The organism is Ruegeria sp. BC3, from assembly GCF_056539265.1.
Genome location: NZ_JBQFUP010000001.1, coordinates 369,887 through 387,548 on the forward strand (window position 1 = coordinate 369,887; position 17,662 = coordinate 387,548).

The 17,662-nt window shown below is 57.7% G+C and carries 15 protein-coding genes; 11 read left to right on the forward strand and 4 right to left on the reverse strand.

The genetic code is table 11. From position 1 onward, the window contains the following. Positions 1 to 132: 132 nt before the first annotated feature. Positions 133 to 2,394 (reverse strand): mechanosensitive ion channel family protein, encoded by a 2,262-nt coding sequence (locus ACR0MV_RS01790; protein ID WP_170425160.1) that lies wholly within the window; start codon positions 2,392 to 2,394, stop codon positions 133 to 135. A gap of 278 nt (positions 2,395 to 2,672) precedes the next feature. Further along, positions 2,673 to 3,578 carry a LysR family transcriptional regulator gene (locus ACR0MV_RS01795; protein ID WP_170425157.1) on the reverse strand — a complete coding sequence of 302 codons (906 nt, stop codon included), beginning with the start codon at positions 3,576 to 3,578 and terminating at the stop codon, positions 2,673 to 2,675. Positions 3,579 to 3,749: 171 nt separating this feature from the next. Here ACR0MV_RS01795 and ACR0MV_RS01800 point away from each other — a divergent pair, with 171 nt between their 5' ends. The 10 genes from ACR0MV_RS01800 (at position 3,750) to ACR0MV_RS01845 (ending at position 15,170) form a co-directional block, all read left to right on the forward strand. Further along, positions 3,750 to 7,169 (forward strand): indolepyruvate ferredoxin oxidoreductase family protein, encoded by a 3,420-nt coding sequence (locus tag ACR0MV_RS01800; RefSeq protein ID WP_480700803.1) that lies wholly within the window; start codon positions 3,750 to 3,752, stop codon positions 7,167 to 7,169. Positions 7,170 to 7,249: 80 nt separating this feature from the next. Next, positions 7,250 to 8,128, forward strand: coding sequence for a lysophospholipid acyltransferase family protein (locus ACR0MV_RS01805; RefSeq protein WP_480700804.1), 879 nt, complete (start codon positions 7,250 to 7,252; stop codon positions 8,126 to 8,128). Positions 8,129 to 8,136: 8 nt separating this feature from the next. Beyond that, a complete protein-coding gene (murI, locus tag ACR0MV_RS01810) occupies positions 8,137 to 8,946 on the forward strand; it encodes a glutamate racemase (protein ID WP_480700805.1) in 810 nt (269 codons plus the stop codon). Between the two features lie 94 nt (positions 8,947 to 9,040). Next, positions 9,041 to 10,069: an N-acetyl-gamma-glutamyl-phosphate reductase gene (gene argC, locus ACR0MV_RS01815; protein WP_480700806.1), complete on the forward strand. Its 1,029-nt coding sequence runs from the start codon at positions 9,041 to 9,043 to the stop codon at positions 10,067 to 10,069. A 7-nt stretch (positions 10,070 to 10,076) separates the two neighbouring features. Continuing rightward, entirely contained in the window at positions 10,077 to 10,523 is a 447-nt protein-coding gene (ccmE, locus tag ACR0MV_RS01820; RefSeq protein WP_170463842.1) for a cytochrome c maturation protein CcmE, read from the forward strand. A 129-nt stretch (positions 10,524 to 10,652) separates the two neighbouring features. Next, the gene (locus tag ACR0MV_RS01825; protein ID WP_170463840.1) at positions 10,653 to 11,264 is read left to right on the forward strand and encodes a holin-associated N-acetylmuramidase; all 612 of its coding nucleotides are present in this window, start codon (positions 10,653 to 10,655) and stop codon (positions 11,262 to 11,264) included. Continuing rightward, positions 11,255 to 11,833 (forward strand): holin family protein, encoded by a 579-nt coding sequence (locus ACR0MV_RS01830; RefSeq protein WP_480700807.1) that lies wholly within the window; start codon positions 11,255 to 11,257, stop codon positions 11,831 to 11,833. Before ACR0MV_RS01825 ends, ACR0MV_RS01830 begins: the two co-directional genes overlap by 10 nt. Positions 11,834 to 11,908: 75 nt before the next feature. Beyond that, the gene (locus ACR0MV_RS01835; protein WP_480700808.1) at positions 11,909 to 13,873 is read left to right on the forward strand and encodes a heme lyase CcmF/NrfE family subunit; all 1,965 of its coding nucleotides are present in this window, start codon (positions 11,909 to 11,911) and stop codon (positions 13,871 to 13,873) included. Beyond that, the gene (locus ACR0MV_RS01840) at positions 13,870 to 14,325 is read left to right on the forward strand and encodes a cytochrome c-type biogenesis protein (protein WP_170425128.1); all 456 of its coding nucleotides are present in this window, start codon (positions 13,870 to 13,872) and stop codon (positions 14,323 to 14,325) included. The genes ACR0MV_RS01835 and ACR0MV_RS01840 overlap by 4 nt, the downstream gene beginning before the upstream one ends. Positions 14,326 to 14,393: 68 nt before the next feature. Next, positions 14,394 to 15,170 (forward strand): enoyl-CoA hydratase-related protein, encoded by a 777-nt coding sequence (locus ACR0MV_RS01845; protein WP_475203380.1) that lies wholly within the window; start codon positions 14,394 to 14,396, stop codon positions 15,168 to 15,170. A gap of 5 nt (positions 15,171 to 15,175) precedes the next feature. On the opposite strand, the gene bmt is transcribed toward ACR0MV_RS01845, so the two are convergent. Both bmt and ACR0MV_RS01855 read right to left on the reverse strand, forming a co-directional pair. Then, positions 15,176 to 16,192 carry a betaine--homocysteine S-methyltransferase gene (gene bmt, locus ACR0MV_RS01850; protein ID WP_480700809.1) on the reverse strand — a complete coding sequence of 339 codons (1,017 nt, stop codon included), beginning with the start codon at positions 16,190 to 16,192 and terminating at the stop codon, positions 15,176 to 15,178. A gap of 116 nt (positions 16,193 to 16,308) precedes the next feature. Next, positions 16,309 to 16,626: a DUF1476 domain-containing protein gene (locus tag ACR0MV_RS01855; protein WP_170425119.1), complete on the reverse strand. Its 318-nt coding sequence runs from the start codon at positions 16,624 to 16,626 to the stop codon at positions 16,309 to 16,311. 187 nt (positions 16,627 to 16,813) lie between these two features. On the opposite strand from ACR0MV_RS01855, the gene purC reads away from it, so the two are divergent. Then, on the forward strand, positions 16,814 to 17,569 hold the full coding sequence (gene purC, locus ACR0MV_RS01860) for a phosphoribosylaminoimidazolesuccinocarboxamide synthase (protein WP_480700810.1): 756 nt from the start codon (positions 16,814 to 16,816) through the stop codon (positions 17,567 to 17,569). Positions 17,570 to 17,662 lie beyond the last annotated feature (93 nt).

Genomic DNA, 17,662 nt, shown 5'->3' on the forward strand with positions numbered 1-17,662 from the left:
CAGTCGATTGGGTGAAGAACTTCGGGGAAGGTGGCCCGATGCTGACCGGAATGGCCAAGCAGTGCCCGCCGGGGCAAATACTAATAAGCAAAGGAAAACGAGCGACCCGTAAGGACCGCTCGTTCCGTAAAGTTACTTCTGTTCTTCCTGCTGTTGGGCTTGCTGCGCGACGGCATCGCCTGCCGCGGCACCAATTGCTGCTTTTTGATCTTCGGTCAGGTTATCGGCGTCTTCCAGTCCGGGGATCGCAACGCGCACCTCACGGCGGGCAAAGTCGATGCCGTTTTCCTTGAACGCTGCCTTGACCCGGTTGAAGATCTCCTTTCGCAGGGTGAACTGTTTACCCGGTTTGGCCATGAACTTGCCGCGGATGATCATGCCGACATCGTCAAAGTCGAACACGCCCTGAGACTTGAAGGGCTGCAGGAAGCCATCTTTGTGGGTCTCATCCTCCATCATCTCGGCACCGATCTTCTTGAAAATCTTTTTGACCTTGTTTGGATCAGTGTCGAACGGAACGGTGAACTTCAGCTTCATGATGACCCAGTCACGGCTGTAGTTGGTCAGCTTCTGAATCTCGCCGTATGGGATGGTGTGTACCGGTCCGCGATGGTGACGCAGTTGCATCGAGCGGATCGAGATTTTCTCGACCGTACCAGTGGTGCCGCCCACATCCACGTATTCACCGACACGGAAGGCGTCGTCGATCAGGAAGAAAATGCCACCCACGATATCCGATACCAGTTTCTGCGCACCAAAACCGATGGCCAGACCCAGGATACCAGCACCGGCCAGAAGCGGCGTGATGTCCAGACCCAAAGCACCAAGGGCGAGCAGGGCGAAGATGACCGCAATCGCAACCTGAGCGGTCACTCGCAGCAACGGCAGGACCGTTGCCAGACGCGAGCCACCGGAACCACCGCCTTCGCCAGCTTCTTCGTCTGGGCTCTGTTCTGCCGCTGTCTGTTCTTTTGCCAGACGGCGGTTGATCCAGAGCGAAACAATTTCGTTCAGGATGTAGCCAATCGCGATGATGATGAAGAACTGGATCACTTCACTGCCGGAATCCGAACGTCCGCCGGCAATTTCCTGAAGATCCAGATCCCAGGCATCGGCAATCATGAGAATGACAAAGATGCCAGCAAGAACGCGGCCGATACGAATGTAGCTGCGTTTGGTCGACTTATAGGCACGCTCCGCCACGGGACCATCGCCCAGCATCGGAGGCTGCAGGTGCCGCACCAGACCCCGGATCAGGGTATCCAGGGCAGGCGCGATCAGCAGCCAGAACATGGTGATGAAATGTGCCCCATGCGCGAGCAGAGCAAAAATTGCCGGGTTGCGCTGTGCGGCCAGATACTCGACCAGCAGCCAGGTGCCGGCTGACACACCGATCGCAAAGTAGGGATAGAGACGCGCAACCTCTTCGTCGAACTTTGTGCGGTCGGGGTCCGACCCGCGCATCATATCGGACAGGCCTTCACGGGCCCGCCACGCAATCAGGCCGACATAGATGTGGATCGCCGTATTCAGCCAGAAACCAAGGCGAGATTCACCGGGCGGTACGCCGTTCAACGCGTTGAAGTCCAGAATGAACATGGTGAAGCCGATCAGCAAGAAAAGCCCGATCAGGTTCCGATGCAGGTATTTTGCCCAATGATCGTCAATGTTCACCAGTCTCAGACGATGCTGTTTGGGTGCCAAGATAAAGCGAGAAATCGCAGCGCCCAACCGGGGAAACCAGATCAGGAAAAAGACGAACGGCGCTGCCTGAGCGATCTGTTGTTCGTCCAGCAACCGCCGACCGACGAAAACCAGTGTGTAATAAAAGACCAGCAGACCTAGGAATTCGAACACGAACCGCTTGAACAGAAAGGTCACGGCACCGCGCAAATCCGAAGAAGCGTCACCGTCTATCACATGGACCCAGCGGCGGGTCCAAAGGCCGACGAGATTCTCGGCCGCGTACCCGATCGCCAGGGCAAGAAAGGTAAAGCCGAACAGCGTCATCAGGCCATTAGCGCCGAAGGTATTCCCAAAATTAGAGAACGCTTCGATCTGAGCGGTAATCAAAACGGGAACTTTACGGATCACATCCAGCCAGGACGCGACCATGCTGTTGACAGTTTCAGTGGTTGCCTGAATGACGCCACGCCGTGCAGGTGTCGCCTCGGCTTGTTTGGCTGCAACAGCGTCCAGTCTTTCCAGCAGGATCGCGCGAACTTGGTCGTCGGACATGCGCGCGACCAGATCATCCACCTGCTCGGGCGTCAGATCTTCGGGGATCGTTACAGGGGCTGGTGTGCTGGTGGTGCTGCTTTGTTGCGCAAGCACTGGCCCTGATAATAAAGCAACGGAAAACAACGCCATTAACAGGCGAGTGAGGTGAAACATCGAATCTGTCCTCGACCTTAAGTCTTGATGATTTTTGCGTGATCATAGGACTAAGTGCCGGATTTTCCCAGATGTTTCACCCATCGGGGCGCGAAATCAGAGCAAAGACCAAAAAAAAGGCCGAGCACTAAGCTCGGCCGAAGTCCAACAGGGAGGTATGAAGATGATGAGCGTTTCAGCATCACCGCCTTCGAGTGCTGATTTAGGGAGCAGTCTGTGAACGATCAAGGGTTTTAAGACTGATCGCTGAACATGTCCGCTATGCTATTTACGCATAGCTATAGTTTTCCCATTTGTTTCAGTTGCTTGCGTTGCGCAACAATCTCATCCTGAACAAAGTCGCGGAAGGCCGCGACGCGCTTGGAATGGCGCAATTCTTCCGGGTAGGCCAGATAGACAGGAACATCGGCGGTTTCGATGTCCGATAGGACCGGCACGAGATGCGGGAAGTCCTGCGTCACGTAGTCCGGCAACACACCGATCCCGAGGTTGTGCAGTACCCCTTGCAAGACGCCGAAGTAGTTATTCACCGTCAGCAACGAGGTCGGGTTATATGTCATCAGATGCCGAACCATCATCGCGCTGGCACCAACCTGAGGTGCCGAGGGCGTCTGGCAAATCAGCCGGTGTTTCGAAATCTCTTCGGGCGTGGCCGGGCTGCCGTGTTCTTCCAGATACTCTTGCGTTGCATACAACTGCATCTGCACAGTCATCAGGCGCTTGCGGACAAGATCGGCCTGGCTGGGTTCTTTCATGCGGATCGCGACGTCGGCCTCGCGCATGGGAAGATCCAGAACACGCTCTTCCAGCATCAGGTCGATGTTGAGATCGGGGTATTGCTCGTATAGTTTCGGCAGGCGCGGGGCCAGCCAGAGCGTTCCGAAACCAAAGGTCGTCGTGACCCGCAACACACCGAATACTTCTTCTTCACTGTCGCGAATGCGGGCGGCCGCGGCGTCCAGACGTTTGGACATGGCGGACGTTGCGTCAAACAACAGCTCACCTTGTTCGGTCAGGATCAGTCCTCGGGCGTGGCGGTGAAACAGGGTCGAATCAAGCGACTCTTCAAGCGCTCTGATTTGGCGGCTGACTGCCGATTGAGACAGATTCAGCTTGTCTCCTGCGTGAGTCAGGCTGCCAGCATCAGCAACCGCGTGAAATATCCTTAGCTTGTCCCAATCCATCGCCGCAACTTTCGTTATCCTTCCGAAGCCCTATATGAAATAGGTAACAAGTTCTACATTCAAACAGTTGAAAGGTTACAATAACTGTGCAGCAGACGCTATACAGGTCAGCATTTTTGACCTAAACTGCAAAGGAATGAAGCACACTGATCTGACGAGGGGAGGCGTCTGATGAGTCAGCCACAAATATCACTGAATGACCGTTTCGACCTTGAGAAGAACCCGGTCCTGTTGAACGGCACACAAGCGCTGGTGCGGTTGATGCTGATGCAAAAGGCGCGCGACCGGGATGCTGGCCTGAACACGGCAGGTTTGGTTACCGGATACCGAGGGTCGCCGCTGGGTGCTGTTGATCAGCAGATGATGCGAGCGCAGAAGCAACTCGCCGAAAGTGATGTCACCTTTCAGTTCGGATTGAACGAAGACCTTGCAGCCACGGCGCTTTGGGGTAGCCAGCAGGCTGGTTTGCGGGGCGATGGTAAGTTCGACGGTGTATTTGGCCTGTGGTACGGCAAAGGGCCGGGTGTGGACCGCTCTGGCGATGTTATGCGCCACGCAAACATGGCTGGCACTGCCAAACATGGCGGCGTCCTGATGGCTATGGGCGACGACCATACCGGCGAAAGCTCGACCGTTCTGCATCAGTCCGAGTGGTCGCTGGTCGATATGTATATGCCCGTCGTCAGCCCGGCTGGTGTGCAGGAAATCCTGGACTACGGCATCTACGGGTTCGCGCTCAGCCGGTTTGCGGGCGTCTGGGTCGGTCTGAAAACGATGAAGGACACGATCGAGGTCACCTCGGTCGTCGATGGCAGCCCGGATCGCATGAGCGTTGTGGTGCCCGAGTTCGACATGCCCGAGGGCGGTTTGAACATTCGTCTGGGCGACACGCCCCATCTGCAGGAAGCCCGGGTCATTGACTATAAACGCTTCGCGGCCGAGACGTTCTCGCGCGCCAACAAGATGGACAAACGCGTCTGGGGCAAGCCGGGCGCGAAGATCGGGTTTGTCGCGGCGGGTAAGAACTGGCTGGATCTGACCCACGCCATGTCGTTGCTGAATATCGACGAGGCCGAGGCCGAGCGGTTAGGGATCACCACCTACAAAATTGGCCAGACCTTCCCTCTGGACATGGCAGGGTTCCATGATTGGGCCGAAGGCTTAGACCTGATTGTTATCGTTGAAGAAAAGCGAAAACTGATCGAAGTACAGGTCAAGGAAGCCATCTTTGACGACCGCCGAGGCCGTCGTGTTTACGGTTGGTACAAGGGCGGAGCAGGGACGCTGCACCGCGAGGAGTTGTTCCCGACGCGCGGTGCCCTTGACCCGATCATGATTGCCGAAAAACTCGGTGATATTCTGATCGAAGAAGGCCGTGACACCGATGGTGTTCGCGCCGGGATGGCCAAACTGTCCGAAGCCCGCCGAGCCGACAATGCCGAGGAAATTGCAACGCGTCTGCCGTATTTCTGTTCGGGTTGTCCGCATAACAGTTCGACCAAATTACCCGAAGGCAGCCGAGCTTATGCAGGGATCGGCTGCCACTATATGGTCCAGTGGATGGACCGGGAAACCACTGGTTTCACCCAGATGGGCGGAGAGGGTGCGAATTGGATCGGTGAGGCACCGTTCTCGACCACCGATCACGTATTCCAGAATCTGGGTGACGGCACCTATAACCACTCGGGTGTTCAAGCGATCCGTGCGGCACTGTCAGCCGGGACCAACATCACCTTTAAAATCCTGTTCAACGACGCGGTTGCCATGACCGGTGGTCAGGATAACGAAGGTGATCTGACAGCCGAGCGGATTGTGGCTGAGGTCAAAGCCATGGGAGTACGCCATGTCGCTTTGGTCTACGACGAAAAAGAAGATATCAACTTCAAGGCGCTGCCGTCCAGTGTTGAGACCTTTGAACGCGCAGAATTGATGAACGTTCAGAAAAAGTTCCGCGAGATCGAAGGCGTCTCGGTCATCGTTTACGTGCAAACCTGCGCAGCCGAGAAACGCCGCCGCAGAAAGCGGGGTACATTCCCGGACCCGGATAAGCGGGTCTTCATCAACTCGGACATCTGTGAAGGCTGCGGCGATTGTGGCGTTCAGTCGAACTGTGTCTCGATCGTTCCCAAAGAGACCGAACTGGGGCGTAAACGCGCCATCGACCAGTCCAGCTGCAACAAGGATTTCTCTTGTCTGAAAGGGTTTTGCCCGTCGTTTGTGACGTTGGAAGGGGCAAAAATCCGCAAAGAAGCCACGACCGAGATTGACCTTCCTGACCTGCCGATGCCGGAACTGCCGGTGATCAACGGCACGCATAACGTGGTCATTACCGGCATCGGTGGGACCGGAGTGGTCACTCTGGGTGCGGTGCTGGCGCAGGCTGCGCAAATCGACGGCAAGGGTGCCGGGATGATGGAGATGGCGGGACTGGCTCAAAAGGGCGGCGCCGTCCACATTCACTGTCGTTTGGCCAACAAACCGGAAGACATCAGTGCCATTCGAGTTGCAACGGGCGAGGCCCATGCGCTGATCGGGGGCGATCTTGTCGTCTCGGCCGGGGCAAAGACCCTCGGGCTGACGCGCACGGGGCAAACCGGTGCCGTCGTGAACAGCCACGAAACGGTCACGGGGGACTTTACCCGTGACACCAACTTCCAAATCCCCGGTGATCGGCTTGAGCTGGCGTTGCAGGCGCGGCTGAAAGACGATCTGTCGCTGTTCGACGCCACCGATCTGGCCCGCGCGGTGATGGGAGACTCGATCTATTCCAACATGATGGTCTTTGGCGCGGCCTGGCAACGCGGGCTGCTGCCGATCAGCCACGGAGCAGTGCTTCAAGCGATTGAGCTGAACGGAACCGCTGTCGAACGCAACAAACGCGCGTTTGACATTGGTCGATGGGCAGTGCTGCACCCAAAGGAGGTGAGCGCGATCCTCAGCCCGAAACTGACCGAACTGCCCAAAACACTGGAACAGGTTATCGAGTTCCGGGCGAACCACCTGACTGAGTATCAGAGCGCGCGCCTGGCCAAGCGGTATCGCAAGCTGGTTGACGGGTTCGAGGATGAGGCCGTCAAAGAAGCAGTCGCAAGAGGGTATCATAGGCTGCTGTCCTATAAAGATGAGTACGAAGTCGCGCGCCTGTTGCAGCGCAGCCGCGAACAGGCCAAGGCCGAGTTCGACGGGGACTTCAAAATGACCCTGCACCTTGCGCCACCGATTTTGGGCGGCAAGGACGGTGACGGACGTCCCCGCAAGCGCGCGTTCGGCGAGTGGATGTTAGGCCCGCTCAAACTGCTTTCGCGGATGAAAGTCCTGCGTGGTACGCCGTTCGACATTTTTGGGTACAGCGCCGAGCGACGGATGGAACGTGCTTTGATCAGGCAATATGAGCGCGACATCAAAGAGATAGCGCCCTTGGTTACAGCGCAAACGCGTGATGCCGTCGTCGCTTTGGCCCGATTGCCGCTGGACATACGCGGCTTTGGGCCGGTGCTTCGCGGGAATGAGGCTAAGGCCGCAAAAAGACGCGAAGAACTGCTGGCAACCATTCGGAACGGAGGACCGGAATTGCGCGCTGCGGCGGAATAACCCGTCACAAGGCTGTCACGAAAGCTAGGCAAAATTGTCACTTGCTATTATCTAGCAAATGCCAACAACCGGAGTACTCAATGCCTTCGCCCCGCCACGTCGCTCGTGACATCTCTTATGCCTATTCCGCCGAAACCAAGGGTGGACGCATGGTCATTCGGCTGATGGAGAACACCACCGGCCGACTGCGCCTGATCAAGCGCGCGGACGGGTATGAGCAAGAGATCGCGAATGGTCGCGATTTCTGGTCGGTCATGGTGGAACGTTATGGCCTTTCGCTGAACGTTGTGGATGGGGCGCTGTCGAACATTCCAAAGACAGGCCCCGTGATCCTGATCGCCAACCACCCGTATGGCATTCTGGACGGGTTGATGATGGGCCATATGCTATCCGAAGCCCGAGGCGACTTTCGCATTCTTGCGCATCGCGTGTTTCGCAAGGCCGAAGATATCAACCGCATCATCCTGCCCATTTCGTTTGATGAGACGAAAGAGGCGATGAAACTGAACCTAGAAACTCGAAAAACCGCGTTGAACTATCTGGGAGAAGGCGGAGCCATCGGGATTTTCCCGGGCGGTACGGTCAGCACAGGTGTAAAGCCGTTTTCGCACCCGATGGATCCGGGGTGGCGCGGGTTTACGGCGCGTATGGTGGCCAAGTCGAATGCGACTGTGGTGCCCGTTTTCTTTGACGGCCACACCTCGCGTCTGTTTCAGATCGCCAGCCATTTGCACAACACGCTGCGTATGGGCCTGCTGATCAAGGAATTCAAAAAACGCGTTGATACACCGGTCGATGTGGTGATTGGCAAGCCCATTGGCCGCGATGTTCTGGACCCGTTGTCCAAGGATACGCGCAAGATGATGGATTTCTTGCGCAAAGCCACGTATGAGCTGTCTCCGAAGCCGTTGAAGTCTTATGACTACGGCTATGAATTTGAGGAACGGCATCGCGCCTGAAGGGGCAAATGGCAGTAGGTATCTTTGATTCTGGTCTGGGCGGTCTGACTGTCCTGAACGCCGCGCAGAAACGTCTGCCGGACGTTGATTTTTTGTATTTTGCGGACAGTGCACACGCGCCTTACGGCGTGCGGGATGCCGAGAACATTTATGATCTGACACGAAGTGCTGTCCGCGACCTTTGGAACCGGGGTTGCGACCTGGTGATTCTGGCTTGTAACACGGCCAGTGCTGCTGCGCTCCGTAGGATGCAGGAAGAAGGCGTGCCCGAGGGCAAACGGGTGCTGGGCGTCTTTGTTCCCCTGATCGAAGCTCTGACCGAGCGGGAATGGGGCGACAACAGCCCGCCGCGTGAGGTTGCGGTCAAACACGTCGCTTTGTTTGCTACTCCGGCGACCGTTTCCAGCCGCGCTTTTCAGCGTGAACTGGCCTTTCGCGCCATTGGGGTGGATGTCGAGGCGCAGGCCTGCGGCGGTGTTGTCGACGCGATCGAAGACGGTGATATGATTCTGGCCGAAGCGCTCGTGCGATCTCATGTGGACGCACTGAAGCGTAAGATGCCGGAACCGCAGGCGGCAATTTTGGGCTGCACGCATTACCCGCTGATGGCCGAGACGTTTCAGCAGGCGCTAGGCCCCGATGTTCAGGTGTTCAGCCAAGGTGATCTGGTGGCAGAAAGTCTTGCGGATTACCTGCAACGACACCCCAACATGCAAGGTGATGGGAGCGGTGGTTTTCTGACCACCGGCAAACCCGATTTTGTGAGCGACCGGGCAACGCAGTTCCTCCGACGACAAATCACCTTCGAGGCCGCCTGACTTAGGTCAAGGACGACGCCGAACCGATCCCGTAATTTATCGACCGTCACATCGGCGGTCGTACTCTGTGACACACTGAAACAAGAGGTCTGACATGACCCACAAAATCGCAATTCTGGGCGCATCTGGGTACACCGGCGCCGAACTGGTGCGGCTGATCGCCGAGCACCCCAATATGGACATTGTCGCGCTGGCGGCCGAACGCAAAGCGGGCCAGTCGATGGCGCAGGTTTTTCCGCATCTTCGGCATATGGACCTGCCGGATCTGTGCAAAATCTCCGAGATTGATTTTTCGCAGATCGACCTGTGTTTCTGCGCCCTGCCGCACAAGACCAGCCAAGAAGTCATCCGCGATCTGCCAAAGTCTCTGAAGATCATCGATCTGTCAGCCGATTTCCGGCTGCGCGATCCGGACGAATACGAAAAGTGGTACGGAAACCCGCATGCCGCGTTGGAGCAGCAGGAAGAGGCCGTGTACGGCCTGACCGAGTTCTATCGGGAAGACATTCGGAATGCCCGCCTTGTCGCGGGCACGGGCTGCAATGCGGCGACGGGGCAGTACGTACTGCGGCCACTGATCTCGGCTGGCGTCATCGATTTGGACGACATCGTGCTCGACCTGAAATGCGCGGTCTCAGGGGCAGGGCGGTCACTGAAAGAAAACCTTCTGCACGCTGAGCTGAGCGAGGGCTACAATGCCTATGCCATCGGCGGAACCCATCGGCATCTGGGTGAGTTCGATCAGGAGTTCTCGGCTTTGGCCGGGCGGACCGTCCACGTGCAATTCACGCCCCATCTGATCCCGGCCAACCGCGGCATTCTGGCGACCACCTATGTCAAAGGTGACCCGAGCAGCGTGTACGAGGCGCTGGCCAAAGCCTATGAAAACGAACCCTTTATCCAGATGCTGCCCTTTGGCGAGGCACCTTCCACCCACCACGTACGGGGGTCGAACTTCTGCCACATCGGTGTCGTGGGCGACCGGATTGAACGCCGTGCCATCGTGATCGGGGCGCTGGATAACCTGACAAAAGGTAGCAGTGGGCAAGCCTTGCAGAACGCCAACCTGATGTTAGGTGAGGATGAAACCCGGGGCCTCATGATGGCCCCACTATTCCCGTGAGGACGGTATGAAAACGCTCAAGAAACGTCGTCGAGTTCAGATTATCATGCTGGCAGCTGTCGCTTTGGCACTGTCGACGGCGCTGATTGGGTATGCGATGCGGGACGGCATCAACTTCTTCCGCTCTCCTAGCCAGGTCATCGCAGAACCGCCCGCGCCGTCCGAGGTGTTCCGTATTGGCGGATTGGTCGAAGAGGGATCGATCGTTCGTGGCCAGGGTGAGACTGTGCGGTTCGTGGTCACCGACGGTGGCGAAAGCGTCCCTGTGGCATTTACCGGGGTGCTGCCGGATCTGTTCTCGGAAAACCAGGGTATGGTTGGCACAGGTTCATATGTTAACGGTGTATTTGAAGCCACTGAAATCTTAGCCAAACACGACGAAACATATATGCCGAAAGAGGTCATGGATGCTCTGAAAGAGCAGGGCGTCTACAAAGGGGATGAGCAGAGCTAAACGCAGCTTTGTGTTTGTAAGTCTGTAGCCGGGGCGTTGCGCGGGTTGGCCGGGCAACGCCCTTACACGTTTGCGGATATTAACCGGATCAAAGGACGGTTTCCCCACACATCAGGCTGAGGGGGCGTCATGCAAACGGTACGGCAAATCGCGGATGAGATTGTGGGTCGCGAAGGCGGCTATGTGGATGATCCAGATGACCCGGGCGGTGCTACGAAATACGGTGTTACCGAACACACGATGCGACGCTTGGGGTTGGACCTGTCCGGCGATGGGGTGATTGATCGGCTGGACGTACGGCGACTGAGCAAAGCTCAGGCCGTCGATATTTTCGTGCGGCATTATTTCGAGAAACCCCGGTTGGGGCTGTTGCCCGAGGTCGTGCAGCCTTCGGTTTTCGATATGTACGTCAATGCCGGCACTCAGGCGGTGCGCATCCTTCAGCGCCTGCTGCGTGACATGGGGTTCCAGATTGCGGTTGACGGAGTTGTAGGCCCGCAGACTGCCCGGGCCTGCCGACGTGCAGCGGACCGCGATCCTGTAACCTTTGCCGATGCATACGGGATTGCGCGGCGGAACTACTACTTTCGCCTTGCCGATCGCCGGCCATCCTCGCGGAAATACGCCCGCAGCCGGGTCGGGGGAAAAGGTGGCTGGATCAAGCGTGCGGAAGAGTTCCTGTCGCCCACTTACCATTTATCGGACGCAGAGTTTCAACGGAGGGTTTCGGGGTGGGATTGATCTCAGGGGTATTGGCATTTTTATTCGGAAACGACCGGAACATCGTCCGGGAAACGGCTGAAGTTTTTCGGGAAAATGCCGAGTACCAAGCCCAACGGGCTCTTGCGATTCGGCGGCAGGCGGTCGAACAGTTTGGTGCAGAGTTCCAGCTGGGCCAGAAAAGCAGATTCAATCGCTTTGTGGACGGTTTGAACAGGTTGCCGCGGCCTGCAATGGCACTGGGAACACTTGGTTTGTTTGTCGCAGCGATGGTTGATCCCGTGTGGTTTTCCGCCCGTATGCAAGGGATCGCATTGGTGCCCGAGCCATTGTGGTGGCTGTTGGGTGTGATTGTCTCCTTCTACTTCGGCGCGCGTCATCAGGCCAAAGTGCAGGATCTACAGCGCGAGATCTCGGCGACGATGATGCGTACGCCTCAGGTCGTTGAGAATTTGAAAACCCTGGAAGGGTTGCGGCGCGATGTGATCGGGTCGGCAAATCCCGGTTCCGACACCGAGTTAGCCCAGCAAGCAGAGCGGCCGGACACGAACGCCGCGCTTGAACATTGGAGGCGCAATCGCGGGGCCTGACCCGCGACACTATGTTCGGGGCGCGAGGTCGAAAGTGATTGGTGCTTGCCCCGCAACCGGATTATATCCGGGGGCATGATTACAGAACTCGGCCATTTCGCTCTGATCCTCGCGTTTCTTGTCGCCATCGTGCAATCGATCGTGCCCCTCATCGGTGCGTCAAAACGATGGGCCGGTTGGATGAGTTTTGCTGAACCGGCGGCAATTCTGCAGTTCCTGCTGGTCGCATTTTCCTTCGGTGCGCTGGTCTGGGCTTTCGTGACTTCGGACTTCTCATTGCGCATCGTGGTGGAAAACAGCCATTCGGCCAAGCCGATGCTGTACAAGGTCAGCGGGACATGGGGAAACCACGAGGGTTCGATGCTGCTGTGGGTTCTCATTGTCAGCCTGTTCGGCGCGATGGCCGCGTTCTTTGGGGGCGGGTTGCCTCCGACGCTGAAAGCACGCGTTCTTTCGGTTCAGTCGATGATCGCGGTGGCGTTCTTTGCGTTCATCCTATTCACCTCGAACCCGTTTGATCGCCTGATTGTTGCCCCGTTTGATGGGCGTGACTTGAACCCATTGCTGCAAGACCCCGGCTTGGCCTTCCACCCGCCGTTCTTGTATCTGGGATACGTGGGGCTCAGCATGGCATTCAGCTTTGCAGTCGCAGCCCTGATCGAAGGGCGTGTGGATGCGGCGTGGGGACGCTGGGTGCGCCCATGGACTCTGGCTGCTTGGGTGTTTCTGACCATCGGCATCGCGCTGGGGTCCTGGTGGGCCTATTACGAACTGGGCTGGGGTGGCTTCTGGTTCTGGGATCCGGTCGAGAATGCCTCGTTCATGCCCTGGTTACTGGCCGCCGCGTTGCTACATTCGGCCATCGTGGTCGAAAAGCGCGAAGCGCTGAAAAGCTGGACCATCCTGCTGGCGATCATTGCCTTTGGATTCTCGTTGATTGGCACGTTTATCGTGCGCTCGGGCCTGCTGACATCCGTGCACGCTTTTGCAACGGACCCTGAACGGGGCGTCTTTATCCTGATGATCCTGGTGGTCTTCATCGGCGGCGCGCTGACCCTGTTTGCTGCCCGCGCGCAAGCGATGGAAGCGAAAGGCGTGTTCAGCATGGTCAGCCGTGAAAGCGCGCTTGTGCTGAACAATATCCTGTTGGCGGTTAGCTGCTTTGTCGTGTTCTTCGGCACCATGTGGCCGATGGTGGCCGAGATGGCGTTTGATCGAAAGCTCTCGGTTGGGGCACCGTTTTTCAACGCCGCGTTCACGCCGTTCATGGTGGCGTTGGGGCTTGCTCTGCCGATCGGGTCCATGTTGCCATGGAAGCGAGGCAAATTGGGCAAGACCGCGTATTCTCTGCGCTACGTCTTCATCCTCTCTGTCGCATTGGCCGTGCTGGTCTGGGCCATGCAGACCGGGCGCAGTGCGCTTGGACCCGTTGGTCTGTTCCTCGGGGCATGGATTACCTTCGGTGCTGCTGTTGATTTGTGGAGCCGTACTGGCCGCAATGGCAGCCTCAAACGCCTGTTCCGACTGCCCGGGGCAGACTGGGGCAAAGCCGTCGCGCATACCGGTCTTGGTGTCACCATTTTCGCTATCGCCGGTCTGACAGCGTGGGAAGTCGAAGACATCCGCGTCGCGCAACCCGGCGAGCCATTCAAGGTCGGCCAATTCACCCTGACACTGGAAGATGTGCGCGAGGTGGAGGGACCCAACTATTTCTCGACCACGGCGGATGTGCGGGTTGAGAAGAATGGTCGCTCCATGGGTACGCTGCACCCGGAAAAACGAAACTACCCCGTCGCGCGGATGCCCACTACTGAGGCCGCGATTGACTATCGTTTCCTGGGTGATCTGTACGTCGTGATCGGTGACCAGCAGGCCGATGGGGGCTGGGTCATGCGTACCTATATCAAACCATTGGCGAACTGGATTTGGGGCGGGTGCATCCTGATGGCGTTGGGTGGCTTCATCAGTCTTTCGGATCGCAGGTTCCGCGTCGCAGCTGGCGCGCGCAAGGCCCCGTCCGGTGGAGTGCCTGCCGAATGAAACGCCTGATCCTGATATTCGCCCTGATCGCATCGCCACTATTCGCGGTGCAACCAGATGAGGTGTTGGACGACCCGGTTCTGGAACAGCGCGCCCGTGACCTGAGCACCGGTTTGCGCTGTTTGGTCTGCCGCAACGAGAGCATTGACGAAAGCAACGCCGAACTGGCCCGTGATTTGCGCCTGCTGCTGCGGGAACGGTTGGTCGCGGGTGATACCGACGAGCAAGCGATTGCATTCATCGTGGATCGGTACGGTGAATACGTTCTGCTGAAGCCGACCGTCACTGGGTCAAATCTGATGTTGTGGCTGGCCGGACCAATCATGTTGCTGATTGCAGCTACGATGGGGTGGAGCTTTTTGCGAAAGCGGTCGCAGGCTGCAGGGGCCGAGGCCAAAGATAGCCTCAGCGACGCTGAGAAAGAGCGCCTGCGTCAGATTCTCGAGGACTGACCTACTGTATTTCTTTCCCTTGCTCTCTAATTGAGTCAGTCTTCTGCCGTAGCATGGGAGAGGACTACATGGATTATGAGGCGATACGGTTTGAAATCACTGACAATTTGGCAGTGGTGACCCTGAACCGACCTGACAAGATGAATGCGTTGACGGCTCAGATGCGGGCCGAGGTCACCCATGCGATGACCCACGCTGCCCGCCATGCGCGGGCCATCGTGCTGACGGGTGCCGGACAGGCGTTTTGTTCGGGTCAGGATCTGGGCGACTCATCGACGACCGGCAAGCTCGATATCGAGCGGACCTTGCGCGACGAATATGATCCGATGCTGGAATCCATTTATAACTGTCCGGTTCCGACCATCGCTGCCGTCAATGGTCCAGCGGCCGGGGCAGGGGCGAACATAGCGCTAAGCGCAGACGTCGTGATTGCTGCCGAAAGCGCGTATTTCCTGCAGGCATTTTCACGCATCGGTCTGATGCCTGATGCGGGCGGTACCTGGTTCCTGCCGCGTCAGATGGGCTTTGCCAAGGCGATGGGCGCCGCCCTTTTTGCCGACAAGATAAGCGCCCGGCAGGCGGATGAGTGGGGGATGATCTGGGAAGCGATTCCTGATGCCGAGTTTGACGCCCATTGGCGCAAACGCGCAGCGTATCTGGCCAATGGTCCGACGGCTGCATTTGGTGCGATCAAGAAGGCGATCCGCGGCACCTACGACAACACGCTGCCACAGCAACTCGAGGTCGAGGCCCATCTGCAGGGCGAATGTGGACGTTCGCGCGATTTTGCCGAAGGGGTGGTGGCCTTCATGGAAAAACGCCCCCCGAATTTCGAGGGGCGCTGACCAGATTAAGCCCGACGGCGGCGGCGCGTGCGCCGCTCAGGCGCTGCCGCGCCCTCTTCGGTGCCGTCCGAAGCCGACGAGAATGGGCCCAACGCGTCCGTAATCTGATCCAGAGTTGGGCGAGTTCTGCGGCTGGTTGTGTCCAACGCCTCACGCATCTTGCGAAGGTGATCGGGCATGGTGCCACAGCAACCGCCGATGATCGTAGCGCCCGCATCCCGGGCCATGGCGGCATACTGCCCCATCAACTCGGGTGTGCCGTCGTAGTGGATGTGACCGTCAACGTATTTTGGAATGCCTGCGTTGCCTTTGGAGATCACGGGACGTTCCGTTCCTTGTGCCGCGAAGCCCAGTACCGTGCGCAGAATGTCCGACGCACCAGTGCCGCAGTTGGCCCCAAAGGCAATCGGTGGGTTTGGAAGGGTTTCCACCAGTTGCGCCAGATCAGCCGAGGTTACACCCATCATGGTGCGCCCTGCAGTGTCAAAGCTCATGGTGCCGCACCACGGCATATCGGCTAGGGCAAAGGCTTCGGCAGCGGCTTTGAACTCTTCGGGTGCGCTGATGGTTTCGACCCACAGAACATCGACACCGCCGGCCTTGAGGGCTTCGGCCTGTTCGTGGAACATCTCGACCGCGCCTTCGTGGGACAGGCTGCCGACGGGTTCCATGATCTCACCTGTCGGGCCAACTGATCCGGCGACAACAACAGTGCGACCGGCCTTATCGGCCACCTCGCGGCCAAGTTCAGCGCCGATCCGGTTCAACTCGCCAACGCGGTTTTGCGCATCATGCAGCTTCAGGCGCGCCGAGGTGCCCCCGAACGTATTGGTCAGGAACAGGTCACTGCCTGCGTCAACCGACCCTTGATACAGGGCCCGGATCTTGTCCGGAGCCTCGACATTCCACAGCTCGGGCGCGTCACCCGATTGCAGACCCATGTTGAACAAGTTCGTGCCCGTGGCCCCATCGGCCAGCAAAGCGTCTTTTGTTTCCAGGAGTTTATTGAGCGCGTTAGTCATGGGGCATTCCCAAAGGGCCGTTTTTGGCCGTTAAAAATAGAGACGCCCCGTGTCTCATGACCGGGGCATCAAATCAAATTCATAAAACTCATGAAGATCATGAGTTGGATAATTGGTTACTCGGTTTCGCTCATGACCTGTGCTTTGGCCTCGGGCAGAAGCTCGGCCATTTTGGCGCGGATCTCGTCATCCGAAGACAGCGAGCCCAGATCGCCCGATACCTTGCGAACCACATCTTCGTGGCCAGCCTCTTCGAAATCGGCGATCACCACGGTTTTGGCATACGCTTCCGCTTCGTCGCCGGTCTTGCCCAGCTTTTCTGCCGCCCACAGGCCCAGCATCTTGTTGCAGCGCGCCTGAGCCTTGAACTGCATTTCTTCATCATGGGCGAATTTGGCCTCAAAAGCGTTTTCGCGTTCGTCAAAAGTGGTCATTGGTTGGGGACCTCATGGATTACATTCTGTTTCCTGATGATATGACCATAGCTGAGCGCCTGTGCAAGGGATTTGCGCTGCGTCAAAGCCTCTCGGCGTGCTGAACTTGCGGGAAAGGGGGGCTTGGACTATGAGGGCGCCAACGCGAAGGGACTCATTCCCTCGCACCGGACCGGAAAGGTGGCACATGGCGCGTCGCAAAAAGATCTACGAAGGCAAAGCGAAGATTCTGTATGAAGGCCCCGAACCGGGCACGATCGTGCAGTATTTCAAGGATGATGCCACCGCATTCAACGCGGAAAAGAAGGATGTCATCGACGGTAAGGGCGTGCTGAACAACCGCCTGAGCGAGTTCTTCATGACCGGCCTCAACCAGATTGGCGTGCCTACGCACTTTATTCGTCGTCTGAACATGCGCGAACAGCTGGTGCGTAACTGCGAGATCATCCCGCTTGAGGTCATCGTCCGCAACTATGCGGCTGGTTCGATCTCAAAACGTCTGGGCATTGCCGAAGGCACACAGCTGCCGCGTCCGATCGTCGAATATTGCTACAAGGACGACGCCTTGGGTGACCCGCTGGTCACCGAGGAACACATCGCCGCGTTTGGCTGGGCCGGTCAGCAGGATATGGACGACATCCTGAGCCTGGCGCTGCGCGTCAACGATTTCATGAGCGGTGTGATGCTGGCGGTCGGTATTCGTCTCGTCGATTTCAAGATTGAGATCGGCCGCGTGTTTGACGGAGATTTCCAGCGCCTGATCGTGGCGGATGAAATCAGCCCCGACAGCTGCCGCCTGTGGGACATCGAAACCGGCCAGAAGTTGGACAAGGACGTGTTCCGCCGAGACCTTGGCAACCTGACGGACGCATATTCCGAGGTCGCGCGCCGTCTTGGTGTTCTGCCGCAGAGCAACGTGAATAAACCGACGCTGATCAACTGATCGCTGTTTCGGTCACCAAACAAGCAAAAGCGTCGCGGAAAAATCCCGCGGCGCTTTTTCTTTGTGCGGCAAAATTGACAGTGAGTTCAATTG